Source organism: Ancylobacter sonchi, from assembly GCF_018390695.1.
GTDB classification, from domain to species: Bacteria; Pseudomonadota; Alphaproteobacteria; order Rhizobiales; family Xanthobacteraceae; genus Ancylobacter; species Ancylobacter sonchi.
Genome location: NZ_JAHBGF010000046.1, coordinates 52,736 through 79,735, shown reverse-complemented (window position 1 = coordinate 79,735; position 27,000 = coordinate 52,736). Strand labels below are relative to the sequence as shown.

Annotated in this window: 28 protein-coding genes; 14 read left to right on the top strand and 14 right to left on the bottom strand. The window is 70.2% G+C overall.

The window, feature by feature from the left end; all coding sequences use genetic code 11:
* Positions 1–14: 14 nt before the first annotated feature.
* Positions 15–1,955, bottom strand: coding sequence for a 1-deoxy-D-xylulose-5-phosphate synthase (dxs, locus tag KHC28_RS24625; protein ID WP_214011022.1), 1,941 nt, complete (start codon positions 1,953–1,955; stop codon positions 15–17).
* Between the two features lie 335 nt (positions 1,956–2,290).
* On the opposite strand from dxs, the gene KHC28_RS24620 reads away from it, so the two are divergent.
* From KHC28_RS24620 to KHC28_RS24610, 3 genes are read left to right on the top strand one after another with little or no spacing between them, the layout of a single operon-like run.
* On the top strand, positions 2,291–3,634 hold the full coding sequence (locus KHC28_RS24620; protein WP_214011021.1) for an alpha/beta fold hydrolase: 1,344 nt from the start codon (positions 2,291–2,293) through the stop codon (positions 3,632–3,634).
* Entirely contained in the window at positions 3,631–4,218 is a 588-nt protein-coding gene (locus KHC28_RS24615; protein WP_214011020.1) for a protein-S-isoprenylcysteine O-methyltransferase, read from the top strand. Before KHC28_RS24620 ends, KHC28_RS24615 begins: the two co-directional genes overlap by 4 nt.
* Before the next feature lie 35 nt (positions 4,219–4,253).
* Positions 4,254–4,505, top strand: coding sequence for a DUF1272 domain-containing protein (locus KHC28_RS24610; RefSeq protein WP_214011019.1), 252 nt, complete (start codon positions 4,254–4,256; stop codon positions 4,503–4,505).
* On the opposite strand, the gene KHC28_RS24605 is transcribed toward KHC28_RS24610, so the two are convergent.
* From KHC28_RS24605 to KHC28_RS24595, 3 genes are all read right to left on the bottom strand, one after another.
* On the bottom strand, positions 4,471–4,983 hold the full coding sequence (locus tag KHC28_RS24605) for a DUF1284 domain-containing protein (protein ID WP_214011018.1): 513 nt from the start codon (positions 4,981–4,983) through the stop codon (positions 4,471–4,473). The two genes, KHC28_RS24610 and KHC28_RS24605, sit on opposite strands and share 35 nt — an antisense overlap.
* A gap of 13 nt (positions 4,984–4,996) precedes the next feature.
* Entirely contained in the window at positions 4,997–5,242 is a 246-nt protein-coding gene (locus KHC28_RS24600) for an exodeoxyribonuclease VII small subunit (protein ID WP_214011017.1), read from the bottom strand.
* Between the two features lie 61 nt (positions 5,243–5,303).
* A complete protein-coding gene (locus tag KHC28_RS24595) occupies positions 5,304–6,233 on the bottom strand; it encodes a histone deacetylase family protein (protein WP_214011016.1) in 930 nt (309 codons plus the stop codon).
* A 306-nt stretch (positions 6,234–6,539) separates the two neighbouring features.
* Between KHC28_RS24595 and KHC28_RS24590 the strand changes: the two genes are divergently transcribed.
* The 3 genes from KHC28_RS24590 (at position 6,540) to KHC28_RS24580 (ending at position 9,635) form a co-directional block, all read left to right on the top strand.
* A complete protein-coding gene (locus KHC28_RS24590; protein WP_376772804.1) occupies positions 6,540–7,523 on the top strand; it encodes an L-threonylcarbamoyladenylate synthase in 984 nt (327 codons plus the stop codon).
* A 125-nt stretch (positions 7,524–7,648) separates the two neighbouring features.
* Positions 7,649–9,022 (top strand): cell wall hydrolase, encoded by a 1,374-nt coding sequence (locus tag KHC28_RS24585; RefSeq protein WP_246565177.1) that lies wholly within the window; start codon positions 7,649–7,651, stop codon positions 9,020–9,022.
* A 469-nt stretch (positions 9,023–9,491) separates the two neighbouring features.
* Positions 9,492–9,635 carry a hypothetical protein gene (locus tag KHC28_RS24580; protein ID WP_214011014.1) on the top strand — a complete coding sequence of 48 codons (144 nt, stop codon included), beginning with the start codon at positions 9,492–9,494 and terminating at the stop codon, positions 9,633–9,635.
* Between the two features lie 283 nt (positions 9,636–9,918).
* Here the strand turns inward: KHC28_RS24580 and KHC28_RS24575 are convergent, their stop codons facing one another.
* From KHC28_RS24575 to KHC28_RS24560, 4 genes are all read right to left on the bottom strand, one after another.
* The gene (locus KHC28_RS24575) at positions 9,919–10,401 is read right to left on the bottom strand and encodes a F0F1 ATP synthase subunit B family protein (protein ID WP_214011013.1); all 483 of its coding nucleotides are present in this window, start codon (positions 10,399–10,401) and stop codon (positions 9,919–9,921) included.
* 6 nt (positions 10,402–10,407) lie between these two features.
* Positions 10,408–11,031, bottom strand: coding sequence for a F0F1 ATP synthase subunit B (locus tag KHC28_RS24570; protein WP_214011012.1), 624 nt, complete (start codon positions 11,029–11,031; stop codon positions 10,408–10,410).
* Between the two features lie 74 nt (positions 11,032–11,105).
* A complete protein-coding gene (locus KHC28_RS24565) occupies positions 11,106–11,333 on the bottom strand; it encodes a F0F1 ATP synthase subunit C (RefSeq protein ID WP_029350478.1) in 228 nt (75 codons plus the stop codon).
* A 65-nt stretch (positions 11,334–11,398) separates the two neighbouring features.
* The gene (locus KHC28_RS24560; protein ID WP_214011011.1) at positions 11,399–12,157 is read right to left on the bottom strand and encodes a F0F1 ATP synthase subunit A; all 759 of its coding nucleotides are present in this window, start codon (positions 12,155–12,157) and stop codon (positions 11,399–11,401) included.
* An 82-nt stretch (positions 12,158–12,239) separates the two neighbouring features.
* Between KHC28_RS24560 and KHC28_RS24555 the strand changes: the two genes are divergently transcribed.
* A complete protein-coding gene (locus tag KHC28_RS24555) occupies positions 12,240–12,410 on the top strand; it encodes a hypothetical protein (protein ID WP_214011010.1) in 171 nt (56 codons plus the stop codon).
* A 3-nt stretch (positions 12,411–12,413) separates the two neighbouring features.
* Here KHC28_RS24555 and KHC28_RS24550 read toward each other — a convergent pair whose 3' ends face one another.
* Positions 12,414–12,794: an AtpZ/AtpI family protein gene (locus KHC28_RS24550; protein WP_214011009.1), complete on the bottom strand. Its 381-nt coding sequence runs from the start codon at positions 12,792–12,794 to the stop codon at positions 12,414–12,416.
* 271 nt (positions 12,795–13,065) lie between these two features.
* Positions 13,066–16,566 (bottom strand): chromosome segregation protein SMC, encoded by a 3,501-nt coding sequence (smc, locus tag KHC28_RS24545; protein ID WP_214011484.1) that lies wholly within the window; start codon positions 16,564–16,566, stop codon positions 13,066–13,068.
* Positions 16,567–16,823: 257 nt separating this feature from the next.
* Here smc and KHC28_RS24540 point away from each other — a divergent pair, with 257 nt between their 5' ends.
* From KHC28_RS24540 to KHC28_RS24530, 3 genes are all read left to right on the top strand, one after another.
* The gene (locus KHC28_RS24540) at positions 16,824–17,375 is read left to right on the top strand and encodes an Lrp/AsnC family transcriptional regulator (protein ID WP_214011008.1); all 552 of its coding nucleotides are present in this window, start codon (positions 16,824–16,826) and stop codon (positions 17,373–17,375) included.
* 143 nt (positions 17,376–17,518) lie between these two features.
* Positions 17,519–18,487, top strand: a complete 969-nt coding sequence (locus KHC28_RS24535) for a DMT family transporter (RefSeq protein WP_214011007.1) — start codon at positions 17,519–17,521, stop codon at positions 18,485–18,487.
* Positions 18,488–18,543: 56 nt separating this feature from the next.
* Positions 18,544–19,197 carry a methyltransferase family protein gene (locus tag KHC28_RS24530; RefSeq protein ID WP_214011006.1) on the top strand — a complete coding sequence of 218 codons (654 nt, stop codon included), beginning with the start codon at positions 18,544–18,546 and terminating at the stop codon, positions 19,195–19,197.
* Between the two features lie 41 nt (positions 19,198–19,238).
* On the opposite strand, the gene KHC28_RS24525 is transcribed toward KHC28_RS24530, so the two are convergent.
* Complete coding sequence (locus KHC28_RS24525) at positions 19,239–20,288, bottom strand: FUSC family protein (protein WP_214011005.1); 1,050 nt, start codon at positions 20,286–20,288, stop codon at positions 19,239–19,241.
* 110 nt (positions 20,289–20,398) lie between these two features.
* Here KHC28_RS24525 and KHC28_RS24520 point away from each other — a divergent pair, with 110 nt between their 5' ends.
* Together KHC28_RS24520 and KHC28_RS24515 are read left to right on the top strand one after the other, a co-directional pair.
* A complete protein-coding gene (locus KHC28_RS24520) occupies positions 20,399–21,592 on the top strand; it encodes a site-specific DNA-methyltransferase (RefSeq protein ID WP_214011004.1) in 1,194 nt (397 codons plus the stop codon).
* Between the two features lie 106 nt (positions 21,593–21,698).
* Positions 21,699–22,304: a glutathione S-transferase family protein gene (locus KHC28_RS24515; RefSeq protein ID WP_214011003.1), complete on the top strand. Its 606-nt coding sequence runs from the start codon at positions 21,699–21,701 to the stop codon at positions 22,302–22,304.
* Positions 22,305–22,442: 138 nt separating this feature from the next.
* On the opposite strand, the gene KHC28_RS24510 is transcribed toward KHC28_RS24515, so the two are convergent.
* Together KHC28_RS24510 and mutY are read right to left on the bottom strand one after the other, a co-directional pair.
* Entirely contained in the window at positions 22,443–22,631 is a 189-nt protein-coding gene (locus tag KHC28_RS24510; protein WP_214011002.1) for a CsbD family protein, read from the bottom strand.
* Between the two features lie 85 nt (positions 22,632–22,716).
* The gene (gene mutY, locus KHC28_RS24505; RefSeq protein WP_214011001.1) at positions 22,717–23,829 is read right to left on the bottom strand and encodes an A/G-specific adenine glycosylase; all 1,113 of its coding nucleotides are present in this window, start codon (positions 23,827–23,829) and stop codon (positions 22,717–22,719) included.
* A 154-nt stretch (positions 23,830–23,983) separates the two neighbouring features.
* On the opposite strand from mutY, the gene KHC28_RS24500 reads away from it, so the two are divergent.
* Positions 23,984–24,475, top strand: coding sequence for a DUF721 domain-containing protein (locus KHC28_RS24500; RefSeq protein ID WP_214011000.1), 492 nt, complete (start codon positions 23,984–23,986; stop codon positions 24,473–24,475).
* Positions 24,476–24,628: 153 nt separating this feature from the next.
* Complete coding sequence (locus KHC28_RS24495; protein WP_214010999.1) at positions 24,629–25,315, top strand: DsbA family protein; 687 nt, start codon at positions 24,629–24,631, stop codon at positions 25,313–25,315.
* Between the two features lie 892 nt (positions 25,316–26,207).
* Here the strand turns inward: KHC28_RS24495 and KHC28_RS24490 are convergent.
* Positions 26,208–26,720 (bottom strand): VOC family protein, encoded by a 513-nt coding sequence (locus tag KHC28_RS24490; RefSeq protein WP_214010998.1) that lies wholly within the window; start codon positions 26,718–26,720, stop codon positions 26,208–26,210.
* Positions 26,721–27,000: the final 280 nt, after the last annotated feature.

Sequence of the window (27,000 nt, the reverse complement as noted above, 5' to 3'; positions counted from 1 at the left end):
GCCGTTCCCGGCGCTCAGCCCCGCAGCAGGGCGGACGGTGCGTCCTCGGCACGGCCGAGCGCGCCGAACACGCCGCGCACGATGCCTTCCGCGTCGAGCCCGGCCTCACGCAATTGGGCGGCCGGCGTGTCGTGGTCGAGGAAGCGGTCCGGCAGCTGCAGCGTGCGGATCTTCAGCCCGCGCTCCAGCGCCCCGGCCTCGGCGAGCAATGTCAGCACGTGGCCGCCGAAGCCGCCCACCGCGCCCTCCTCCACCGTCACCAGCACCTCATGCTCGCGCGCGAGGCGCAGGATGAGGTCGCGGTCGAGCGGCTTGGCGAAGCGGGCATCGGCGACAGTGGTCGACAGGCCGAACGCCGCCAGTTGATCGGCGGCGACGAGGCAGGGCGCCAGCCGCGTGCCGAGCGACAGCAGTGCCACCTTGGAGCCCTCGCGCACGATGCGGCCGCGGCCGATCTCCAGCGGGACGCCCCGCTCGGGACGCTCGACGCCGACGCCCTCGCCGCGCGGGTAGCGGAAGGCGATGGGCCCCTCGTCATAGGCCGCCGCCGTCGCCACCATGTGGACCAGTTCGGCCTCGTCGGCCGCCGCCATCACCACCATGCCGGGCAGGCAGGCGAGCATCGGCACGTCGAAGGCGCCGACATGGGTGGAGCCGTCCGCACCGACGAGCCCGGCGCGGTCGATGGCGAAGCGCACCGGCAGCCGCTGGATGGCGACGTCGTGCACCACCTGGTCATAGGCGCGCTGCAGGAAGGTGGAATAGATGGCGCAGAACGGCTTGTAGCCTTCGGTGGCGAGGCCGGCGGCGAAGGTGACGGCGTGCTGCTCGGCGATGCCGACGTCGAAGGTCCGCTCGGGGAACGCCTGCTCGAACAGATCGAGTCCGGTGCCGGCCGGCATGGCGGCGGTCACCGCGACGATCTTCGGGTCGCGCCGCGCCTCGACGATCAGGCTGTCGGCGAAGACGCGGGTATAGGACGGGGCGTTGGAGATCGCCTTGGCCTGCGCGCCGGTGGCGACGTCGAAGCGCTGCACGCCATGATATTTGTCGGCCGAGGCCTCGGCGGGCGCGTAGCCCTTGCCCTTCTGGGTGACGACATGGACAAGGATCGGCCCGGTGTCACTGTCGCGTGCATTGCGCAGCACCGGCAGCAGGTGGTCGAGATTGTGACCGTCGATCGGGCCGACATAATAGAAGCCGAGCTCCTCGAACATCGTGCCGCCGGCGAGGAAGCCGCGGGCGAACTCCTCCGCCCGGGCGGCGTGGCGCTCGAAGAACTTCGGCAGGTTGCCGGCAAGCTGCTTGGCGGTCTCGCGCAGCGAACGATAGGTGCGCCCGGAGAGCAGGCGCGCCAGATAGGCCGACATGGCGCCCACCGGCGGGGCGATCGACATGTCGTTGTCGTTGAGGATCACGATGAGGCGACTGTCCATCGCCCCGGCATTGTTCATCGCCTCATAGGCCATGCCGGCCGACATGGCGCCATCGCCGATGACGCAGACCACGTTGCGCTTGGCCACCGCCGGATCGGTCTCGGCCGCCAGATCCCGCGCCACCGCCATGCCGAGGCCGGCGGAGATCGAGGTCGAGGAATGGCCGGCGCCGAACGGGTCGTAGGGGCTCTCGGCGCGGTTGGTGAAGCCGGACAGGCCGGCACCCTGGCGCAGCGTGCGGATGCGCTCGCGCCGGCCGGTGAGGATCTTGTGCGGGTAGCACTGGTGGCCGACGTCCCAGATCAGCCGGTCGTTCGGGGTATCGAAAACGTGATGCAGCGCGACGGTGAGCTCGACCACGCCGAGCCCGGCGCCGAGATGGCCGCCGGTCACGGAGACAGCAGAAATCGTCTCTTCCCTGAGCTCGGCGGCGAGCTGGGGCAGCTGCTCGTCCGTCAGCCGGCGCAGATCGACCGGCTCCCGGATGCTGTCGAGAAGCGGCGTGGAAGGACGGGTCAAGAACTACCTCGGTGCACACGTCCGCCAGCGCGGGAGGCTCCCGCCCGCCGGACGAAGTTCTAGGGCATACACGCTGGCGCGCAGGCGTGCAACGCGCACCCTTCGCACCCGGCGATAGCGGCCTCGTCGCCCCATTCGCCCGGGCCCGTGCCGGGTTAAGTGGCCACCGGGGGGCGGATTTCAAGCCAGTGCGGGCCAACGGCCGACGCCGGGCCACCCGCTGGTACCGCTCCCGCGCGGTCCAGGCCCCGCCGCGACACCAAACCATGTGGAGACCGCCGGTTGTGCACGCCACGGACATGGAAACGCCCGCCTGCATACATTAGAACCACGCCATGACAGCAGGGGATGCTCCCGACTCGCCGGGCCTCGACGCCTCGCGCCCCACCGACGTCGACGCCGGTCGGCGGCTCGTGCTGTTCCTGCCCGGCCACGACCCCACCGACATGGACTATCATCACGGGCGCTTCGCCAACCAGGCCGGGCGCTTCGCCAAGCTGTGGTCCTGCGGCGCCGAGGTCTCGGCGCGACGCGACGAGCCCGGCCTGCCGGTGAGCCTGTGGAGCACCCGCAGCGAGGGGCCGAACTGGCGGCAATCGACCGATTTCGCCCTACTGCGCTGGGACGACATCGTGGTGGCGCTCGACGAGCGGCCCTCGGTGGTGCGGCTGTGGCGCGGGCTGGCGGCGTTGCTCGAATTCGCCCGCAACGGCACAAGCCGCCGCTACTTCAAGGCGACGCTGCGCTACGGCATCTTCTGCCTGTTTCCGGTCGGCATCCTCGTGCTGTTCCTGCTCGCCGGCCTGCTGGGCGGGCTGGTCGCCAGCCTCTTCGCCGGCTGGCTGCTGCCGCCGGAGACCAGCGGGCACGCGGCCACCCTCGTCGGGCTGACCACCGCACTCCTGCTGTTCCTCGGCCTGTTCGTTCAGCCGGGGCGACGATGGCGGCTGCATCAGGCGCTCGACGACTGGGATCTCGCCCGCGACTATCTGCACGGACGCAGTCCGCTGATGGACGAGCGGCTTGAGCGCTTCACCGACTATTTCGTGCAGAAGGTTCAGAGCGGCGACTATGACGAGGTGGTGCTGGTCGGCCACAGCCTCGGCGCCACGCTGGCCCTGAGGGTGCTGGTGCAGGCCTTCGCTCGCGATCCCGAGCTGGGACGGCGCGGCACCCGGCTCAACCTTTTGACCTGCGGCGCCACCATACCGAAATTCTCGCTGCATCCGGATGCCGGCGCCGTGCGCGCCGATGCCGCGCGCGTCTCGGCGCATCCCGATCTGTTCTGGGCGGAATATCAGGCGCGGCACGACGCCATCAATTTCTACAAGTACCACCCGGTGAAGCTGTGCCGGGCGGAGTTCGACACGGCGGAATACGGCCAGCCGATCCTGAAGAACGCCAATCTCAAGCAGATGATCTCGCGCGAGAAGCTGCGGGCGCTGCGCTGGCACATCATGCGCCTGCACTACCAGTTCCTGCTGGCGAACGAGATGAAGGCACCCTACGACTTCTTCATGATCGCGCTGGGGCCCCTGCCCCTCGCCGAGCTGTGTGCCTCGCGAAACGGACCGATCAGCCGGTTCGCCGACGACGGCTCGCTGCTCCCCCCCGATACCGCGACGGATATCACCGCCCCGGCCCCTGCGCCGCACGACGCCCGAGAGGACGCCTCATGAACCTGCTCATCGCCGCCAAGATCATCTGGGCCATCGGCGTCGTCGGCTGGTACGTCATCCGCATCCCCTTCGAGCAGAAGGTGAAGCGCGAAAGGGTGGTCGACGCCCGCCACAAGGTCCGCGAGTTGATCCTGCTATCCTGCTCCACCTGCGGGCTCGGCATCATCCCGCTGCTGTGGGCGACCTCCGAGCTGTTCGACTTCGCCGACTACCCCTATTCGGCGGTGCAACTGGTGCTGGGCGCGCTCACCTTCGCCTTCTCGCTGTGGCTGTTCCGCCGCACCCATGAGGACCTCGGCAAGAACTGGTCGGTGACGCTGGAGATCAAGGACAGCCACAAGCTGATCACCGGCGGCGTCTACCGCTATGTGCGCCACCCGATGTATTCCGCCTTCTTCCTGTGGGCGGTGGCGCAGCTGATCCTCATCCCCAACTGGATCGCCGGCCCGGCCGGGGTGATCGGCTTCGGCATCCTCTACCTCTTCCGCGTCGGCCGGGAAGAGGCGATGATGCTCGACACCTTCGGCGACGAATACCGCGCCTACATGGCCCGCACCGCCCGCATCGTGCCGGGCGTGCTCTAGGGTATCGTCTCGTCGTATTCTCCAGGGAGTCCCGCATGCTGGAACTGCGCCCGAACTGCGAGTGCTGCGACCGCGACCTGTCGCCAGCCTCGCGCGACGTGATGATCTGCACTTTCGAATGCACCTTCTGCGCCGATTGCGCGCGCGACGTGCTCGGCGGCATCTGCCCGAACTGCTCCGGCGAGCTGGTGCGCCGACCGGTTAGGCCGGCAGCGGCACTGGCCCGTCACCCGGCCTCGACGGTGCGGGTGTTCAATCCCGATTGCGCGGCGCGCAAGGCGGGCTGAGTGACGGCGAGCTGACTTCCGGCGGGCTGGGTTCGGGTGCACCGCCCTCGCCCGCCGCGCCTTTCAGGCGCACCCGGCGGAAGCCGCCGGCAGCGATGTCGTCGCACAATCGCGTCCATTGGCAGCCGGCACAGGCAGCGCGGCTGGCGCCGCTGGCGAAGGCCGCGCGCATCGCGGCGAGGCGCGGTGCCGACAGGTCAAGGCGGTCACCCGGCGCGAAGCCGCCGCCGAACAGCCCGGCCAGCGCGGCGCGGGCCTGCCGGTCGCGCTCGACGACGCTGTCGTTCAGGCAATGATGGCCGGCTTCGCCGAGCATCGGCGCGCAGATATCGTCCGGCCCCTCGACCAGCTCGGCGGGCTCGCCGGCGTCGAGGCGGATGACAAGGGCATCGTAATTGGCGGTGAAGGCCGGGCTGTAGCCCCGGCCGACATAGGTCATCAGGCAGAGCAGATGGTGACCGCGCAGGCGGACGGTCATCGCCCGTGCAGGCTCATTCGCCGTCGAGCGGCACGGTGCCGGCCGGACGGCCGTCGGCACCGAGGGTGATCTTCTCGACCCGCGCCTCGGCGTCCTTCAAAAGCGCGTCGCAGCGGGCCTTGAGCGCCTCGCCGCGCGCATAGAGGGTGATCGACTCTTCCAGCGGGACATTGCCGCCCTCGAGCTTGCCGACGATGGTCTCGAGCTCCGCCAGCGCCTTCTCGAAGCTCAGCGTCCCGACATCCGCAAAATCGGCCATGGCATCCTCCGCTTGCGCGAGAGAGACGAATCGCCGCCCTCGCGTCCCGCCTTATACAGGATCAGCCGCGCATCAGCGTCAGCACGTGCTGCTCGGCCGAGCGGGTGAGCCCGTCGAGGTCGTAGCCGCCCTCCAGCACCGAGACGATGCGCCCGCCGCTGTGCTTCTCGGCGACCTCCATCAGCTTCAGCGTCACCCAGCGATAGTCGTCCTCCAGGAGGCAGATATTCGCCAGCGGATCGCGCACATGGGCGTCGAAGCCGGCGGAAATGATCAAGAGCTCCGGACCGAAGGCGTTGAGGCGCGGCAGGATGCGGCTCTCGAAGGCCTCGCGGAAGCGCTCGCCATTGTCGCCGGCACGCAGAGGCGCGTTGACGATGTTGTCTGAGGTGCCGCGCTCGCCCACCGATCCGGTGCCGGGGAACAGCGGCATTTCATGCGTCGATGCGTACATCACGCTCGGATCCGACCAGAAGATCTCCTGCGTACCGTTGCCGTGGTGCACGTCGAAATCGACGATGGCGACGCGGCCGATGCCGTGCACCTTCTGCGCGTGGCGGGCGGCGATGGCGACGTTGTTGAACAGGCAGAAGCCCATCGGCGTACGCGTCTCGGCATGGTGGCCGGGCGGGCGCATGGAGACGAAGGCGTTCGCCACCTTGCCGGCCAGCACCTCGTCCACCGCCAGCACCGAGCCGCCGACGCCGCGCGAGATCGCCTCGCCGGTGCCGGGGGACAGCACGGTATCGCCGTCGATGCGCACCAGCCCCTCGGTCGGGTTGGCCTCGGCCAGCGCGTCGACATAGTCGGCCGGATGCACGCGGATGATGTCCTCGCGGCTGGCGAGCGGCGCCGGCTCGCGCACCAGCGTGGCAAACTCCTCCTTCTCGAACAGGCGGTTCAGCACCCGCACCCGGTCCGGACGCTCGGGATGGCCGGGCGGCGTGACATGGTCGAGGCAGGCGTCGTGCGCGATCAGCAGCGTGTTCATGGGCATCCTTGGGACGGGCGCTTCGTCGTCTCGGGAAACGCGAAGCCTTCGGGTTCGTTGCTCTCCGCATCTTCCGCGGGCGAACCGGCACCGCTCGAAGATGCAGCCATACGGACGGCCTTTATCGGTCTTCTTGAACCATCCGATGGTGGACGATATGCCACGCCCGCGCGACAGGCCAGCGGCGGCGCCCGGCGCGAACGGCTTTTTTCGCCGCACCGGGCGCGCCGAGCGGCCGGAGGTTGACCGGCGCCGGCCCGGCTCTTAAGCCGGGAGAACGCTTTTCCCGAGGACGACCCCGTGAGCCTGGCCACCCCGATCATTGCGACCCGCCTGGTTCCGGCGGACGAGGAGGGCATCGCCGAGACTGCGCGGGTGCTGCGTTCCGGCGGGCTGGCCGCCATTCCCACCGAGACGGTCTACGGCCTCGCCTGCGACGCCACCGACCCGCATGCGGTGGCCAAGCTCTACGCCGCCAAGGGGCGGCCGAGCTTCAACCCGCTGATCGCCCATGTTCCGGATGTCGAGGCGGCGCTGCGGGTCGGGCAATTCTCGCCGACGGCTTCCGCGCTTGCCCGCGCCTTCTGGCCGGGGCCGCTGACGCTGGTGGTGCCGGCGATCGAGGACGCCACCTCCCCTCTCGCCCGCGCCGGGCTGTCGAGCGTCGCGATCCGGGTGCCGGCGCATCCGGTGGCGCAGGCGGTGCTGCGCGCCGCCGACCGGCCGATCGCCGCGCCGAGCGCCAACCGTTCCGGCCATGTCTCGCCGACCACCGCCGGCCATGTGATGGCCGACCTGCTCGGCGCCATCGACCTGGTGCTCGACGCCGGGCCGGCGGCGGTGGGGGTGGAATCCACCATCCTCGACTGCACCGGCGACATCCCGGCGATGCTGCGCCCCGGCGGGCTGGCGCGCGAGGAGATCGAGGCGGTGCTCGGCCATGCGCTCGCGGTGCCCGAGCGCGTCACCGACGACGAGGCCCCGCAGGCGCCGGGCATGCTCGCCTCGCATTACGCGCCCTCGGTGCCGGTTCGGCTGATGGCCGAGCAGCTGCGCGCCGGCGAGGCGCTGCTGACCTTCGGCGGGCAAGCGCTGCACGGGGCGCCGCCGGTGCGCACCCGCGACCTCAGCCCGGAAGGCGACCTCGTCGAGGCGGCGGCCAATCTCTACGCCTATCTGCGCGAACTCGACGCGCCCGGCGTGTCCGGTATCGCGGTGGTCGGGCTGCCGGCGCACGGGCTGGGCGAGGCCATCGCCGACCGGCTCCGGCGGGCGGCGGCGCCGCGTTAACCGCGCAGCAAGGTTAATACGCGACAACCATAAGGCCCGGCGCGTGGCGGCTTGCCTGATGCGCGCCCGCCACGCCGGGCGGAGTTGGGGGCCGCCGGGCGGCCAGGTTGCGTAGGCGTCGCGTCATGAGCTTCTCGCATCGGTCGATCCGATCCTCGCGGTGGCAGGCCCGCTGCGTCGTCGCCGGGCTGGCGCTGGCCGGCATGGTCACCCCGTTCTTCGCTAGCGGCATCGGCCACCAGGACATCGCCGCACTGTTCACCCACAGCCCCGAGGTGGTGGCGAAAGCCCGCCTTGACGTGCTGCCCGGTACCTTCCGCACGCTGAAGGCGGCGACCTTCGCCTGGCCGACAGCCTCTTCGCTGCCGCCGGGCTCGGCGATACCGGCGCCGCCCCGGCTGCTGCCGCTCGCCATCAATGTCGACCGGACCGACAAGGGTGATCGCGCAGACAAGGGCGACCGCCTCGCCGTCACCGACCAGCCGTCCGAGCCGGGCCTGCCCGAGGCGCTCGCCGATGCCGGCATCGCCAGCGCCACCGCCCCGGCCGGCAGCGGAACCAGTTCCGCCACGGCGGGCGCGGGAACCGGGACTGGTCGCACGACTGGCAGTGACGTCGGCACGGGCATCAGCGTGGGCATGGGCACCGATCCGTTCGAGGCGGGCGACGACCTCGCCGATGCCAACGATCTCGCCGCCTATTCCAGCGACGCCGGCGACCCGACCGGCGACCCGACCGAGCTGGAAAGCGCCGCCGCCGAGACCGTCTTCATCGCCGGAGCCGGCGGCCCCACCGCCGGGCCGGCCTATGCCGATCCCTTCGCCGAGACCGGCGGCCAGTTGATGGGCACGCCGGAAGGCGCGCTGCCGATCTATCGTCAGGCCAGCCTGATCTTCGGGCTGGACGGCACGCCGGCGCAGCGCTTCCTCGGCGGCGAGGCGGACGACGAGGCCGGCACTTCGGTCGCCGCCAAGGACGGGGATGGCGATGGCAGCGGCGATGTCGACGCCATCGACGGCGCGCAGACGCCGACGCTCGGCCGCATGGCCGGCGCCGCGCCGGCCGAGCGGCTCGGCCTCGACGGCCGCCGGCGCGAGCGGGCGGAGAAGTGCCTCGCCGAAGCCGTGTATTTCGAGAGCCGCGGCGAGCCGGAGCGCGGGCAGATCGCGGTGGCGCAGGTGGTGATGAACCGGGTGTTCTCCGGCTACTACCCCGCCGATGTCTGCCGCGCGGTCTACCAGAATGCCAAGCGCAAATTCGCCTGCCAGTTCACCTTCGCCTGCGACAATATCCGCGACGTCGTCACCGAGCCGCGACTGTGGAAGCAGGCCCAACGCATCGCCGCCGACATGCTGGACGGCAAGCTGTGGGATACGAGGGTCGGGCGGGCGACGCACTACCACGCGCAATCGGTGCGACCGTTCTGGATCAGCGAGATGCGCAAGCTTGACCGTATCGGCGAGCACACCTTCTACCGCCCGCGCCGCTGGACCAGCTGAGGCGCACGCGCGACAGGCTCCGCATCTTCGCGGGCATCGCATGGGTCGGCAACCGGCATCAGATGACGCCGGTCTGCGACCAATGGCGGATGGTCTCTTCGGCCACCTCGAAATGCATCGTGCCTGGAACGCGATGCCGGAATACCACCCCTCGGCATGGAACAGGGGCAGCAGCACCGCGATGAAGCGGGGAATGCTCTGGCCGGTATTGCCGGGCGCGGCATAGCCGACAATGTTGAGGTCGATTGCCGTGCCCCAGCTGTGGTTGCTGGGCTTGTACGATACCGAGCCATTGGTCGGCTTGCGCCGACGTACGCACAGCATGCCCTGGGTCCTGAGCACCTCGTCGAGATCGGGGTGCGCTGCGAAGGCCGCGGCGAGCACGCGCTCCAGCGAATCGAGGGCCGGCGTCACGCCGGTCGCGCGCAGATGCGGCGTGAATTTGCGGGTGGCGCGCAAGGACTGCGTCTTGTCCGACGCCAGACTGTTCTGGCAGCTCGTGGTCAGCGGCTGGTGCGGCGAGCCGAGGATCGACGCCATCGTGGTGTCGCGCGCGGAACTGAGCCCGACATTGATCGGAAGCGATTTGGAAAGCGGCACGCTCTCCATGTAGTGGCTCGCGACGTCGTCAATGCTCATGGCCCCCTCCTCTTGCGCCTCGCCCAGTGCGGGTGGCTCAGGCGGGAATCATCTTATAATTGTATTTTTTTACCAAACATCTTTTGGTTGTTCCTGCCGGCGATATGCATGAGACATTCAGATGTCGCATTCGCCTCCGGTCGGCCACGCGGAAAGGACCGGCGTCGGCATTCCCGCGAGATCCACCGGGTGCCGACAGACGCAAAAAGCCCGGCGCGAAGCCGGGCTTTCAGATGTCGTGAGTTGGTGAAGGCTGCTCAGTTGAGCCGGGACTTCACCTCGGCAACCGCCGAATCAAGCAGGCGGTCGGCGGTCTCGCCGGTGACGTTCGCCGCCAGCACCACCTCGGCCGCCTTCACAGCGGCATCGGCGGCGGCAGCGCGCACATCGGCCAGCGCCTGCGCCTCGGCCTGGGCGATCTTCTGCTCCGCCATCTTGGTGCGGCGGGCGACAAGATCTTCCAGCTTGGCCTTGGCTTCGCCGGCGAGGCGCTCGGCCTCGGCCTTGGCGGTGGTGATGATCGCCTCGGCCTCGGCTTCCGCCTCATGCTGCTTGCGGCGATATTCCGCCACCAGCTTCTGCGCCTCTTCCTTCAGCCGTCGGGCTTCCTCCAGCTCGGCGCGGATGCGCTCGCCGCGGGAGTCGAGCTTGGCGATGATGCCGGAGAACGCGCCGTACTTGGCCAGGATCACCATGAAGATGATGAAGGCGACGGCAACCCAGAAAGTATCGCTACCCATGGCGCGTCAGCTCCCGATGGCCTTGTCGACCGCCGCCTCGACCGCCTGCGGGGCGGGTTCGGCTCCAGTCAGCTGGTTGACGATGGCGCCGGCGGCGTCGACGGCGATGCCGCGGACATTGGCCATGGCGCTCGTCTTGGTCGCGGCGATCTTCGCCTCGGCATCGGCGAGCTTGGCGGCGAGTTCGGCCTCGAGCGCCTTGCGGCCCGTCTCGGCTTCGCCCGACAGCTTTTCGCGAGTTTCCGACGCGATGGCCGTCGCCTTGCCGCGGGCGCCGGTCAGCGCCTGCTCATAGGCCTTGGCCGCCGTCTCGCTCTCCGACTTCAGCTTGCCGGCCTCCTCGAGATCGTCAGCGATGCGATCGTGACGCTCTTCGAGAATGGTGGCGATGCGCGGCAGCGCGATCCGGCTCATCAGCAGATAGAGCGCGACGAAGGTGATCGCCAGCCAGATCAGCTGCGAAGGGAATGTCGTTGCATCGAAGGGCGGGAATCCGCTGCCATGGGCTTCCGCGGGGGGCACGCCGATCTCCACGCCACTATGGGTGCCCGTGCCAGGCGCGGGCGCCTCGGGCGTCGGGCTGGACTGGGCTAGAATGAAGGTACCGGCCGGACCGTGGGTCTCGGACATGGTGCGGGCTTCCTCGATCGATTGGGCAAAGCGGGCGCGCCATCAAGGCACGCCCGCCACCTCAAGTCAGGACGTCAGACCACGAACAGCAGGACGAGGGCGACGACGAGCGAGAAGATGCCCAGACCTTCGGCAAGCGCCGCGCCGATGAAGGCGCGAGCGAACTGGCCATCGGCCGCCGACGGGTTGCGCAGGGCGCCCGAGAGGAAGTTGCCGAAGATGTTACCGACGCCGATACCAGCGAGGCCCATGCCGAGGCAGGCGAGACCGGCGCCGAGGAACTTGGCGGCTTCCGCTTCCATGATCTTCTCCTATTAAATTCGCAAGATTGAGTTGAAGGCTTTGAGGGGTCCCGCGAGCGCGCCGATCAGTGGCCCGGATGCAGCGCGTCGTTGAGATAGATGCAGGTCAGCACCGCAAACACATAGGCTTGCAGGGCAGCGACCAGGAATTCGAGGGCGGTGAGCGCCACCACCATGGCCAGCGGCAGCACGGCGCCGAAGAAGCCGGCGACGCCGCCCGCCGTCATCATCACGATGAAGCCGGCGAACACCTTCATGGCGATATGGCCGGCCAGCATGTTGGCGAACAGACGCAGCGACAGGCTGATCGGGCGCGACAGGAAGGAGATGAGCTCGATCACCACCATGAAGGGCAGCAGGAAGGCCGGCACGCCCGACGGCACGAAGAGGTGCAGGAAATGCGTCCCGTGGCGGGCGAAGCCGTAGATGATCACGGTGCCGATCACCACCAACGCCAGCGCGGCGGTGACGACGATGTGGCTGGTGACCGTGAAGGAATAGGGGATCATGCCGACGAAGTTCGCGAACAGCACGAACATGAACAGCGAGAAGACGAGGGGGAAGAACTTCATCCCCTCATTGCCGGCCGTCGAGCGCACCGTTGAGGCGACGAACTCGTAGGAAAGCTCGGCCATAGACTGCAGCCGCCCAGGCACCAAAGTGCGCCCGCGGGTGGCGTAGGTCAGGAAGAAGAAGATGGCGGCAACGATGCCGACCATGAAGGCGGCGGAGTTGGTGAAGCCGAGATGAACGCCGCCCGGCGCTCCCAGATCCACGATATTGAAGATCTGGAACTGATGGATCGGATCGATCTCGACTGCCATCGCCGGTCGCTGCCCTCATCCGGATCGCCCCATCATGGAGCGCCCGCCCTACCTGACCGCACCGCCCGGACGGACGGCACGCATGAATTTCTCGATCCGGAGCGATGCCGGCGACCGCGGCACACCATCTTCCGGGCGCCGCGCGAGGCGGCGGCTGGTCATCTTCACGCCGCCTTTCGGCGACAGCCTCGACCCGCGCGCCGCATCTGCGGCGGGATCCCGGCACCGGCGTCGCCTGGCGGCGAACGCCTAATCCTTATGCACCGCCCTTTGGCGGCGTCTTGCGGCCGAACTCGCCGGCCGCCCGCATCATGTTCACCACGCTGGCCCCGAAGCCCAGCAGCAGGAACACGATCATCCCCCACGGCGCGATGCCGAGGACATAGTCGATACCCCAGCCGAGGCCGGCACCGACCAGAACCCCCGCCACGAACTCGGCTCCCAACCGGAAGGCAAGCGCCATGCCGGAAGCCGTGGAGGTCGGGTCCGCCTTCGGATCCGCCTCCTCCGCCTTCCGTTCGGCCTGCACCCGCTGGAGTGCCGAGCCGAGGCCGCGAAGCCGGCCGGAGAGTTCGGAATCGGAGAGCTCCGGCTTACCTGCGCCGCCCTGGCCGTCCGTTTTTTTCCGGTCGTCCATGATCTGTGCCCAGCCTTGACCGGAGAAGGTTTCCCTACCCCCGAAACCGGGCGCACCATAGTGATCGCCCGGAGGGGTGTCAAGGCGACGTTCACATCTTTTAAGTCATTGAAGATAATCAATAAAAGCCGCAGACGGACGCCTTGTCGCAGGTGTTTTGCACGGCTCGCGGCACCAAGGGAAGCTGTTCGCTGTGTTTTTGGCATGCCAGAAGCCGTTTTTGGCATGCCAGGGATCGCCGCCCGCGCCGCGCGCGCCGCCTGCCCGAGGGTCAGCTGGCCTCGCGAAAGCTCTCCGCAGTGGCGAGATCGACCGAAACCAGCCGCGACACACCCCGTTCGGCCATGGTGACGCCGAACAGCCGATTCATCCGGCTCATGGTGATCGGATTATGGGTGATGGTGACGAATCGGGTCTGTGTCAGCCGCCGCATCTCGTCGAGCAGATTGCAGAAGCGCTCGACATTGGCGTCGTCGAGCGGTGCGTCCACCTCGTCGAGCACGCAGATCGGCGACGGATTGGTGAGGAACACCGCGAAGATCAGCGCCATCGCGGTCAGCGCCTGCTCGCCGCCCGACAGCAGCGACAGCGATTGCGGCTTCTTGCCCGGCGGCTTGGCGACGATGTCGAGGCCGGCCTCCAGCGGGTCTTCCGAATCGGTGAGGATCAGCTGCGCCTCGCCGCCGCCGAACAGCGTGCCGAACAGCTGGCGGAAATGCCCGTCCACCACCGCGAAGGAGGCGTTGAGCCGCTCGCGCGCCTCGCGGTTGAGGCTGGCAATGCCCTGGCGCAGCCGCTTGATCGCCTCGGTGAGGTCGTCGCGCTCGGCGGCGAGGCCCTGCTGCTGGGTCTCGACCTCGGCCAGTTCCTCCTCGGCGCGCAGATTGACGGCGCCGAGCCGCTCGCGTTCGCGCTTCAGCCGGTCGAGCTCGGCCTCCACCACCTGCGGGGCCGGCAGAGCCTCCCCCGAATCGGCGGGCAAGCCGGCGATCTCGCGCGCGGTCTCCGGCGGGGCATCGAGCGTGTCGGCGATCTCGCGCACTAGATCCTCGCGCCGCTGGCGGGCGCCCTCCAGCCGGGTCTCAGCGCGGACCGCGGCCTCGCGCGCCGTGGCCAGCGCATCGAGCGCGGCGCGGGCGTCCTGCTCGGCCTGGCGGCTGGCGGCCTCGGCCGCGGCGAGCGAATCGGACGCCGCGCGGCGGGCCGCCTCGGCGCGCTCGATGGCGGAGAGCAGCTCGCGGCGGCGGAAGGCGAAGACGGCGGGGGCGTCGTCGAGCTCGGCGCGCTCGATGGCGGCCTCCTCGCGGCGGTCCTCGATGGCAGCGACCCGCTCGCCGGTGCCGGCGGCGCGGGCCTTCCACGACTGCTCCTCATGGGTAAGGGCGGCGAGCCGACGCTGGCGCTGGTCGCGCTCGCGCACCAGCCCCTCGGCGGCGGAACGGACCTCAGCCAGCTCGGCGCGATGCTGCGCGACGGCGAGGCGCGCCTCGGCGAGCAGCGCCTCGGCGGCGCCGGGCGGGGGAAGCCCCGCCAGCGCCTCCCGCGCCTCCTCCAGCGCGATGGCATGCTGCTCGCGCTCGGCCTCGGCGCGCTCCAGACTGGCGTCGAGCGCCGCCTTACGGGCGGCCCGCTCGGCGCCGGCCCGCTCGGCGCGAGCATAATCCTCGCGTGTCGTCTCCATGGCGCGCAGCGCGGCGCGCCGGGCCTCGCGGGCATGGGCCTCCTTCGAGCCGGCGGCGCGCAGCGCCTGCTCGGCAGCGGTCAGCGCGGCCCGATGCGTCGCCACCTCGTCACGGGCGGCGGCAAGCTGATCGGCAATATCGGCAAGCCGGTTGCGCTCGGCGAGCCGGCGGGCGGCGGCGGTCGGGGCATCGGCGGCGGCGGCGAAGCCGTCCCAGCGCCACAGGTCACCCTCGCGGGAGACGAGGCGCTGACCAGGCGCCAGACGGGCGAGCAGATACGGCCCGTCCGCCCGCGCGACCACGCCGATCTGGGCGAGCCGGCGCCCCAGCACCGACGGCGCCGTCACATGATCGGCCAGCGGCTCGGCGCCCGGCGGCAGGGCCGGATCGTCTGGACGCGGCGGCTCCAGCGGCAGTTCGCCCTGCCCGGTCGGCGACCACCGGACCGGCGCCTCGCCGGCGGCGGCGAAATCGACCGCCGGGGCGTCGAGATCGTCGCCGAGCGCGGCGCCGAGCGCCGTCTCGAAGCCGCGCGCCACCGTGATCTGGTCCAGCACCGGCGGAAAACGCTTCGGCGTGCCGATATCGAGCAGCTTCATCAGCGTGCGCTGCTCGGTGTCGAGCCGCTGGGCGGTACGCTCGGCCTCGGCGAGCGGACGGCGGGCCCGGTCGAGCGCGGCGCGCGCCTCGACATGCACCGCCTCGATGTCGTGGGCGAGCGCCTCGGCCTCGGCGAAGGCCTCCTGCGCCGCCTCGGCGGCGGCACGGCGCTCCTCCAGCCGGTCGGCACCGGCGGCGGCGGCCACGGTGCGCGCCTGCTCGGATAGCTGCACGAGCTCGCGCTCGAGCTTCGCCAGCCGGTCGCTCTCCTCGCGCAGCGCGCGCTCGGCGCCGCCGCGGCGGGCGGTGCCCTCGGCGGCGAGCGCGGTCGCCTCGGCGAAGGCAGCCTCGGCGGCGGCAAGCCCTTCCTCGACGATCACCCGCGCTTCCTGCGCCGCCTCCAGCGCCTCGGCGGAACCCTCCTCCGCGTCCTGCAGCGTCGCGGCTTCCTCAGCGAAACGCGCCAGCATCGCCCCGGCATCGGCGGCCAGCGCCGCCTCGCGCTGCAGGTCGCCGGCCAGCTGGGCAAGCCGGCGATCCAGCTCGGCGACGCGGGCGCTGGCGCGCGCCTCCTCACCGTCGAGCTCGCCGCGCGCCAAAGTGAGGCGCTGCAAGCCGGCGGCGGCGGCGGCATCGGCCTCGCGCAGTGCCGGCAGGCCATGGGCGGCGACAGCGGCGGCGCGGGCGGTCTCGCCCTGCGCCAGCGTGCAGGCCGCCACCTCGCGCACCGCGAGGTCGAGGGTGCGGCTGGCCTCGGCGAGGGTCGAGGCGGCTTCCGACCAGCGCAGCCACAGCAGCGCCGCTTCCGCCTTGCGGATGTCGCCGGAAACCGCGCGATAGCGGCCGGCCTGCCGCGACTGGCGACGCAGCGCGTCGAGCTGGGTGCCGATCTGGCCGATCACGTCTTCCAGGCGGCCGAGGTTCGCCTCCGCCGCCCGCAGCCGCATCTCCGCCTCGTGGCGGCGGGCGTGCAGGCCGGCGACGCCGGCGGCTTCCTCGAGGATGCGGCGGCGCGCGGTGGGCTTGGAGCCGACCAGTTCGCCGATCTGCCCCTGCCGCACCATGGAGGGCGAGCGCGAGCCGGAGGAGGCGTCGGCGAACAGGATCTGCACGTCGCGGGCGCGCACCTCCCGGCCGTTGATGCGGTAGGAGGAGCCGGCCTCGCGCTCGATGCGGCGGGAGACCTCCAGCCGGTCGGCATCGTTGAAGATCGCCGGCGCGGTGCGGTCCTCATTGTCGATGACCAGCATCACCTCGGCGGTGTTGCGCGCCGGGCGGGTGGTGGTGCCGCCGAAGATGACGTCGTCCATCCCCTCGGCGCGCATCGCCTTGTAGGAATTCTCGCCCATCACCCAGCGCAGCGCTTCGACGAGATTCGACTTGCCGCAGCCATTCGGGCCCACGACGCCCGTAAGGCCGGGCTCGATCAGCATCTCGGTCGGCTCGACGAAGGTCTTGAAGCCGAGAAGGCGCAGCCGGGTGAATTTCATGCCCTTAGGGTGCGGCCGACCGGACACAAGTTCAAGTGTCCGGCGGGCGGCGATCCACGACATGTTGGGGATTCTGCACGGTTGCCCGCCCTGGCGACACCCCGGTGGCGGCCGGCGCGACGCCCCGGCGACGCGGGTGGCGGGATGGAAATGTCAGCTTTCCTGACCGAAAGGCCAATTGCCGTATGGCGACTTCTGCCGGCAAACTCACATCCCGAAGCCGATCCTGCCGCATTTCCTCTCCATGGAGACAGAGCATGCGCATTCCCGTGGTCGATCTCTTCGATATGCGCATCCTGAAGGAGCTGCAGCAGGATGGGCGGCTGACCAATGCCGAACTGTCCGAGCGCATCGGCCTGTCGCCCTCGCCCTGCCTCCGGCGCACAAGACGGCTGGAGGAGGACGGGCTGATCGCCGGCTATCAGGCGCGGCTCGACGCGCCCCGGCTGGGGCTCGGCGTGCTCGCCTTCATCCAGGTGCATCTGGAGCGGCAGGTCGAGGAAGCGGCGCGGGATTTCGAGGCGGCGGTGCTCGACCGGCCGGAAGTGATCGCCTGCTACAGCGTCACCGGCGACAGCGACTACCTGCTGCATGTGGTGTGCGAGGATCTCGACGGCTTCGCCCACTTCGCCCATGACGTGCTGATGGGCTTGCCCGGCGTGCGCGGCGTGCGCTCCTCGCTGGCGCTGAAGCGGGTGAAGGAGAGCGGCACGCTGCCGCTCGGCCATCTGCGCCCCTCGCCCGCCACGCCCGATTCCGTTGCCGAAAAGATAGGCAGCGACAGCCGCGAGCCAAAAATACGGCGCTGACGGCAGAATCTGCCGCGCAACGCCGTCGCCCTCCCGCAGAACGCAAGGACATGCCGGCCATAGGTCAACTACACTGACCTATATCGGTGATCCGCGGTGACATCCACCGCCCCGGCGTTTCTTGAAAGCGAGGAGGCAGCGTCATGGCATTCGTGGCAGACACGTTGAATCCGCTCGTCTCCGGCACGGCAAAGTACCGCGAGGCTCGCCGGCCGCAGATGCAGCCGGCCACCTTCGCCGCGCTGGCGCTCACCGGGGCGGCGCTGCTGTGGTCCGGCAACTTCCTCGCCGGGCGCATGGCCGCCGAGGTGCTACCGCCGGCCACCTTCTCCGCCGCTCGCTGGGCCGTCGCGCTCATGCTGCTGCTGCCCTTCACCTTCCGCGAGATCCGCGCCAAGGCCGACGAGCTGAAGCGCCGCTGGCCGCTGTGGCTGGCCGCCGGGGTACTGAACATCGCGGTGTTCACCGTGATGATCTATGCCGGGCTCGCCCATACCACCCTCGTCAACGGCTCGATCATCGGCTCGGCGGCGCCGATCCTGGTCGGCCTGCTCGGCTGGCTGATCCTGCGCGAGCGCACCAGCCGCCGGGCGCGGCTGGCGCTCGGGGTCTCCACCCTCGGCGTGGCGCTGATCGTCACGCGGGGGAACATCGCCAACCTCGCCAGCCTTGCGCTCAATCCCGGCGACCTCGTGCTGTTCGGCGGCATCAGCGCCTTCGCGCTCTATGCGGTGCTGCTGAAGCGCTTCCCCGGCGGGCTGTCCGCCGCCGCCGCGCTGGCGGTGTCGATCCCGTTCGGCCTGGTCGCGCTCACCCCCTTCGCCGCTCTGGAGATGGCGCAGGGCGGCTTCGGCACCGCCCATGCCGGCGAGGCGGCGCTGCTGATCGCCTATACCGCGATCTTCCCGACCATCGGCTTCGTGCTGTGGGCCCGCGGCGTCGCGGTGCTCGGACCGACCCGCGCGGGCCAATTCCTGCAATTGATGCCGGTGTTCGGCGCGGCGCTCGCGGTCGGCCTGCTCGGCGAGAGCCTGCATCTCTACCACGTCGCCGGCCTCGCCTTGGTCGCCGCCGGGCTCGCCCTGCGCGACAGGCGGGTGATGCCGGCCTGAAATTCGCCGCAAGCGTGAATTAGTGGCCGGCTACATTCTCCGGGAATCAGCCAGCCATGAACGACAAGTCCCCGCCGGTGGGCCAGCCGACGCCGAGCATCGACCTTGGCGCCGTACAGAGCCTGCGCAAACTCGCGCTGTTCGCCCTCGGCGGCCTCGCGGTGCTGATCCTGCTCACCGGCCATTCGCTGTGGCCAGACAGCGAGGACAGCCCGCACGAGATCATCGAGTCGGTGGGCGTGGTCCTGCTGTTCGTGGCGATCGCCGGGCGTACCTGGTGCTCGCTCTATATCAGCGGCCGCAAGAAGTCGGAGATCGTGGCGCTCGGGCCCTATTCGATCAGCCGCAACCCGCTCTACGTGTTCTCCTTCATCGGCGCCGCCGGCGCCGGCGCGCAGTTCGGCTCGCTCGTCGCGGCGGTGGCCGCCACGCTGCTCACCTGGCTGGTGTTCTCCGTCGTGGTGCGCAAGGAAGAACGCTTCCTCGCCGAGCGCTTCGGGGAAACCTATCTCATCTACAAGGCGCGGGTGCCGCGCTTCTGGCCGAACTTCCGGCTGTGGCAGAACGTCGACACGCTGGAAATCCGCCCGCGTATGGTGATGCAGACCTTCATCGATGCCTGCGTGTTCCTCGCCGCCATCCCGCTCGCCGAAGGCATCGAGATGGCGCAGGCCGCCGGCTGGCTGCCGGTGCTATGGCTGGTGCCCTGAGCCTGGCACCCTGAGCGTCGCGTACGACTAGGCGCGTACGACTAGGGCGGCCGCAGCCGCGCGAGACCGCGCTGGCCCAGCCGGTCGATGCCGAGGGCCAGCAGGGCGAAGCCGCAGCCGATGGCGACATCGATCAGCCGCTCCGCCATGGCGGTGGCGGCGCCGCCCACCGTGCCGGCGATCACCTCCAGGAACAGCATGATGAAGGCGGTGAGCGCGGCGGTGCCGAGCATGCCGCTGAGCTGCTGAAACGGCCAGCGCAGTAGCGCCGCCATCGCCATGCCGACCAGCAGCAGCGAGTGTTGCGGCAGGTCGAGGCCGCGCCGGCGCAATTCCGTGGCGCCGAGGCCGTAGAGCAGCGCCGCCACGATGCCGAGCGCGGTGCCGAGCAGCATCTGCCCGATCAGCCGGCGGCTCGACAGCGCATCCGCCCGCAGCACGATGACCACCGCGATCAGCGCCCAATAGGGATGGCGCAGCCCCAGCGCATGGCTGGCGAGATAGGCGAGCGGAATGGTGATGGCGACGGCGAGCGCGAACATCCAGCGCTGCCGCTCGGTGGCCCGCAATCGCGCATAGATCTCGCGCAGCGCCGGCGCCGTCGAGGCGCGCAGCCCGCCGCCAAGCGCGTCCCAGAACAGCGACACCAGCCAAGCGTAGCCTACAAAGCCCGCGACCACGCCGACGTCGCGCGCCTCCAGCGGCGTATAGAGCGCGCCGACCGCGAAGGTGAGGCACAGGAAGCGGGCACCGGCCGCCAGCGTGTCGTCGAGGCTCTCCACCAGCGCATAGGAGACGCCGGCCAGCGCGAAGCCGGCCATGATCGCCACCGGCTGGCCGGCCGCCAGCGTGCCGAGCCCGGTGCCCGCCACCACGATGACGCCGGCCGCTCCCATCCAGCCCAGTCGCGGCAGCGCCGGCCCGCCGGTATCGAGCGTGAAGGCGAGGATGCCGGTGATCATCGCGTAGACCAGCCACACATCGACGCCGAATGTCAGGGCGACCGAGATCGGCGCCATCACCGTCAGCGCGAAGCGCATGGAGCGGGCGCCGAGGCCGTCGCCATGCCAATGGGAGGGGGTGGCGCCCATTTGCGTAAAATCCAATCGGAACCTTTTACCCGCTCTTTACCCTGAACAGCGGAGATTGTGGACGCGTGCTGTTGCGTTCCAGTCTGCGTTCAAGCGTCGGGTGCCGTTTCATGAAAGTCGTGCCGAAGGCCGAGGCCGTCGAGGCCCTTCCCCGCCTCGCCTCCCGCTCCGTCCCCCGCGCCTCCCGGGCGGCGTCGGCCGACGCCCTGCCGCTCGATACCATCCTCAACGGCGACTGCATCGCCGAATTGTCGCGGCTGCCGGCCAAGTCGGTCGACCTCGTCTTCGCCGACCCGCCCTATAATCTCCAGCTCCAGGGCGAACTGAAGCGGCCGGACGAAAGCCGGGTCGACGCGGTGGACGACGCCTGGGACCAGTTCGAGAGTTTCCAGGCCTATGACGCCTTCACCCGCGCCTGGCTGCTCGCCGTGCGTCGGGTGCTGAAGCCGACCGGCACGTTGTGGGTGATCGGCTCCTACCACAACATCTTCCGCGTCGGTTCGATGCTGCAGGACCTCGACTTCTGGATCCTCAACGACATCGTCTGGCGCAAGACCAACCCGATGCCGAATTTCCGCGGCCGGCGCTTCACCAATGCGCACGAGACGCTGATCTGGGCGGCGCGCGAGCCGAACGCCCGCGGCTACACCTTCAATTACGAGGCGATGAAGGCCGCCAACGAGGACGTGCAGATGCGCTCCGACTGGCTGTTCCCGATCTGCTCGGGCGGCGAGCGGCTGAAGGACGCCGACGGCCACAAGCTGCACCCGACCCAGAAGCCGGAGGCGCTGATCGCGCGGCTGCTGCTCGCCGCCTCCAAGCCCGGCGACGTGGTGCTCGACCCGTTCCTCGGCTCCGGCACCACGGCGGCGGTAGCCAAGAAGCTGCGCCGCCATTTCATCGGCATCGAGCGCGATCCCGGCTATGCCGAGGCGGCGCAGGCGCGGGTCGATGCCGCCGAGCCGCTGCCCGAGGCGGCGCTCGCCCCGGCTCCCTCGGCCCGCGAGGCGCCGCGCGTGGCCTTCGCCTCGCTGGTGGAGCGCGGGCTGGTGACGCCCGGCACGCTGCTCACCGATGCGCGAGCGCAGGTGAAGGCGATGGTGCGCGCCGACGGCACGCTGTCGGTGGAGACCGCGCCGGGGCTGGGCATGGTCGGCTCGATCCACCGCGCCGGCGCGGTGGCGCAGGGCGCGGGGGCCTGCAATGGCTGGACCTACTGGCACATCGAGACCCGCGAGGGGCTGAAGCCGATCGACAGCCTGCGCGCGGTGGTGCGCTCGGAAATGGCGATGGCGGCGGAATAGCGTTGGGCTCCCAGCCCATTGACTTGAGAGCACCTTCTTGTCGATCGGACGTTCCGCCCGATCGGAAAGGCCTCTAAGCTTCCCGCCGCAACCGGGGGGCCAGCCGATGATCACGCTTTACGACATGCCGGACTCCGGCAACAGCTACAAGGTCCGGCTGGCCGCCGCCCATCTCGGCCGGCCGCTCAGGCGCGTCACCATGTCCTCGCGCGACGGCTCGACCCGCAGCCCCGGCTTCCTCGCCAAGAACCCGATCGGCAAGCTGCCGACCATCGAACTTGCCGACGGCCGCTTCCTCGCCGAATCCAACGCCATCATGCTGTATCTGGCGGAGGGCTCGGCGCTGGTGCCGGCCGATTCCTATGACCGCGCCAAGATGTATGAATGGCTGTTCTTCGAGCAGTACAGCCACGAGCCGGCCATCGCCGTGCGCCGGGCGCTGTTCGTCTATGAGGAGCGCCGGCATCTGGCGACACCCGAGCGGCTCGCCCAGCTGCTCGACGCCGGAAACCGGGCACTCACCGTGATGGAAACCCGGCTCGCCGGGCATGACTGGCTGGCGGGCGACGCCCTCAGCCTCGCCGACATCGCGCTCTACGCCTACACCCACACCGCGGAGGAAGGCGGCTACGACCTCGCGCTCTATCCCGGCATCGTCGGCTGGATGGCACGGATCGCCGCCCTGCCGGCCCATATCGGGCTGTCGGCCTGAGCCGCAGCGCGCACGAACGGCAACCCACGCGAACGCTGCCGCGCGCGGGCAGCCCCGGCCGGGTGGCCGACCGCGGCGGCGCCCGCAAAATGAAAAGGCCGCCTCTCGGCGGCCCCTTCATTGGTCACGTTGACCGGCTCAGTGATGGGCGGGCTTTTTCGCCGCGTCCTTCTCCTTGCCCATGGCCTTGTGGCCCTCGCCCTTCGTCTCCTGGGTCCGGCCCTCGGCTTCCATGTTCTTCGTCTCCGCCATCTTGCCGGCGGCATGCTTGGCCTGGCCCGACGATTCGCGGGCGTGGCCTCTGCCCTTGTCCATTGCACTACGCATGGTCATGGTCTCCTGATCGCCCGCAACCCGCGCGGGCCGAGGCGATAACGCGCAAGCGGCACGGAGGTTCGAATCCACAGACAAATTATTCGAGATACTCCAATACCTTGACCATTACGCTGGGAAAGGCCTCCGCCGGAAAGCCCGCCGGTTTCACCCAGCGATGGCCAGCGGGGGCCGGGGTGCCGGCCGGCAGCCGGGCCCGCCACACCGCGAGCTCCAGCGCGAAATGGCTGAACACGTGGCTCACCCCGGCATTGAGCGCCTGCCATTGCGCCTTCAGCGGTGCATGGCGCGCGGGATCGGCGGTTTCATCCTCCTGCCACGGCGTCGAGGGCACCTCGGTCATGCTGCCGAGCAGCCCCTTTTCCGGCCGGGTGCGCAGCAGCACCGCGCCATCCGCCCGCACGGCGAGGAAGGCGACGCCGCGCCGCGTCGGCCGCGCCGCCTTGGCCGCCTTGACCGGGTAGGCTTCCGGGTTGCCAGCCGCCTGCGCCGCGCAGTTCTCCCGCCAGGGGCAGAGGATGCAGGCCGGCTTCCTCGGCGTGCAGACTGTGGCGCCGAGATCCATCATCGCCTGCGCGAAATCGCCGAAGCGGGCGGCGGGCAGCAGCGTCTCGGCGAGCGCGCGCAGCTGCTTCCTCGCCTTGGGCAGCGCCTCCTCTACCGCGAACAGCCGGGCGACCACCCGCTCCCAATTGCCGTCCACCGGCGCCGCCCGGCGCTCATGGGCGATGGAGGCGATGGCGGCGGCGGTATAGGGCCCGACGCCCGGCAGGGCGAGCAGGCCCTCGACGCTGTCCGGGAAGCGCCCGCCATGCTCGCCGGCCACCGCGCGGGCGCAGGCGTGCAGGTTGCGGGCGCGGGCATAATAGCCGAGCCCGGCCCAGGCGGAGAGCACCTCCTCCAGTCTCGCCGCCGCCAGCGCCGTCACCGAGGGCCAGCGGGCGAGGAAGGCGGCGTAATAGGGCTGCACCGTCACCACCGTGGTCTGCTGCAGCATGATCTCGGACAGGAACACCTTGTAGGGGTCCTGCCGCACGCCGGGCGGGGCGCGCCAGGGCAGCTCGCGACGATGCCGGTCGTACCAGCGCAGCAGCGCGCGCGGATCCGGCGCGGCGAGGGCGACGACGCCCCGGCCGGGGCCGGCCGGCTTTGTCGGCGGCGAAACGGATGCTAGGCTCGCGCGTGCGGGCATGGGTGCGGTGCGGAAGCTCCCTCGGATGTCCGCCCAAGGTGGGCGCCGGCATCGCCCCCGGCAAGCCCGCACGCACCGCCGCCCACAGCCTATCCGGCTCGCACGAGCCGGTCGTCGTTCCCCGACCTCCTCGAGCCCGCTTCAGCTGACCGCCATGCCGCCCCGCTCCCATCCCAAGCCGCTAGCCGACCTCATCGACGCGACCATCGCGGCGAGCTGCAAGCAGCGCGGCCTCGCCTCGGTGGAGATCGTCACCCGCTGGGCGGACATCATCGGCGACGACCTCGCCTGCCGTGCGCAGCCGATCAAGCTCGCCTGGCCCTCGCGGCCGGAGAGCGAGGAGCCCGGCGTGCTGCATGTGCGGGTGGAGGGCGGCTACGCCATCGAATTGCAGCATCTGGCGCCGGTGGTGATCGAGCGGGTGAACCGCTATTTCGGCTGGCGCTGCATCGGCCGGCTCAGCCTGAAGCAGGGACCGGTGCCCTCGCTCGTCCGTCCCCGCCGGCGGCGCGAGGAGCCAGGCGCCGAGGAATGCGCCCGCGTCGGCGCGCGCATCGGCCGGTTCGGCGATTTCGAGGATCCGGCGCTGGCCGCCGCGCTGGCCCGGCTCGGCGCGCTGGTGGCGCGGGATCGCGGCCGGAGCTGACATCGGGCGGCCGAGCGTTGGAAAACGCGCAAAAGCTTCACGCAGCAGTGACCAAATGCCCGGCTGCCGTACCGTTGCCATGATCGCAGGCTCGCTGTACGCGCATGCTTTGTTCGGGCGGCCGCAGCGGCCGCCTCCGATCTGGAGAGACTCATGATCGACCGCCGCCGCTTCCTCGAAGGCACGGGCACCGCCCTTCTCACCGCGGCGGCGCTGCTGGCGCTCTCCGGCCCGCGCGGGCTCGGCCTTGGCGAGCTCGGTTTCATCGGCCAGGCCGACGCGCAGACGGTCGACGCCGCCAAGCTGCTCGAGGCCGGCCCGCTGCCGGACCAGTGGCTCGGCAAGGCGGACGCGCCGGTCACCATCGTCGAATACGCCTCGATGACCTGCGGCCACTGCGCGCATTTCCACGCCACCACCTGGCCGGTGCTGAAGGAAAAGTACATCGACACCGGCAAGGTGCGCTTCGTGCTGCGCGAATTCCCGCTCGACATCGTCGCCAAGGCCGCCTTCATGCTGGCGCGCTGCTCCGGCGAGGGGAAGTACTACCCGATGGTTGACACGCTGTTCGACAACCAGAAGAACTGGGCCTTCACCAACAACCCGGCGCAGGCGCTTCTCGCCATCGCCAAGCAGAGCGGCATGACCGAGCAGCAGTTCAACGCCTGCCTCTCCGATGCCAAGCTCGCCGGCGAGATCGACCAGACCGCCAAGCGCGGCGCCGACGATTTCGGCGTCGATTCGACCCCGACCTTCTACATCAACGGCAAGAAGGTGCCGGGCGCCATCAGCCCGGAAGAGCTGGACAAGGAACTGGCGCCGCTGCTCGGCGCCAACTGAGGCACGGCGCGGGAGAGCGCTGGCGGGCGCCGGAATCCCGGCGCCGATACGCCGTGCCTCCCGTCGGCGCCCGCTCCGGGGGGTTTCGCCGCACCGGTTTGGGCGTACGCGTCCCTACAAGAGATCGCAGACACGCCTGATCGCCCTTCCGGCAGTGGCAGTGACACAGGCGTCATACGGGCGGGGCGTCGGCGACGTGGCGGGTCGGCGATGCCGTCGCCGCCTCCGGCGGATATGTGTCCATCGGCCGGCAACGTCCTGGCGACGCCGACGTGGCGGCCTGCCATCATGACGCCCGGCATATCGGCACAAGATCCACCCGTGGAGAGCCTCCCTGTTGAGAGCCTCCCCCCGTAGCGAGATGATCGCCGGCGTCGCCCTTGCCCCGATCCCGCTCGATGTGCAGCACCTCCTTGTGCCGTTAGACCGGCGGGTCGCCGCCCATCGGCGGCGGCGGTGGCGTGGCGGCGCGCCACCATGGCGCCCGGCGTATCGACGCGCGATCGCGACCCGTGCAGAGCCGCTCTGGGTAGCACAGCTCCGTAGCGGGATGATCGCCGACGCCGACGCCGACGCCGCCCTCGCCCCGATTCGGCTCGATGTATCGCGCCTCCTCGTACCGTCAGACCGGCGGGTCGCCGCGTCCGACAGATCCCTGCCCATCGGCGGCGACGCCGACGTGGCGGCGCGCCATCAATGACACCCGGCGTATCGACACGCGATCGGCCCCGTGGAGCGCCGCCCTGAGCCGCCCTGTGGCGGGTTGATCGCCACCGCCAACACCGCCCTCACCCCGATCCGGCTCGATGTGTCGCGCCTCCTCGTGCCGTCCGGCTGACGGATCCTCCTGACAGATCGTCGCCACCGCGCGACAGGATCTGCCGCCCTACCCTCACTCGGGCAGCACCACCCGCCCCTCGGCATCAAGCGCGAAGCCGGGATTGTAGGCGACCTCCCAAGGAAAGCCGTCGGGATCGGCGACATAGCCGGAATAGCCGCCCCAGAAGGTTTCCTGCGCCGGGCGCAAGGCCCGGCCGCCCGCCGCTACCGCCTTGGACAGCGTCGCGTCGACCTCCGCCCGGCTCGGCCGGTTGCAGGCGAGCGCGATGCCGCCGAAGCTGCCGGCACGGCCGGGGATCACGCCGGCATCGGCGGCAAGCTCGTGGCGCGGATAGAGCGCCAGCACCACCCCGCCGGCGCCGGGTTGCCGGTGTCCGTCGGCCTGGTAGAACGCCACGCCGGTTGTCGCCCGGTCGCGCCGCACCATGCCCATCGCCTCGTAAAACGCCGACGCCCTTGCGAGATCCGCGACGCCCAGCGTCACCAGCGAGAGCGCCAGCGGCAGCGCGCCGTCCCCGGCCTCCCTCCGACTGTCAGCCCCCGTAATTCGATCGACCACACCCATCGTCCTCTCCTCCTCGCGCTTGCCGCCGCCGCGTTCTCAACCACGGCGTTTCCCCACCGCGACGCCTGCACATGCCGGACCGCTCCACATCCTTCGCCGAGGGAACGGCCCGCACGACAGACTGCCTCCCGCTCCTGTCAGCTATTGGCAGCATGTTCTCCGCCTTGCCGCTTCCAATGCCCGGCCCACCGCCCGGTTCCGCCGCCCTGGTTGCCCGACCCCACGACTGGTGAATGGCAGTTCGGTTCGCGACGGACCGAGCGACGGCATAAGCCAGCGA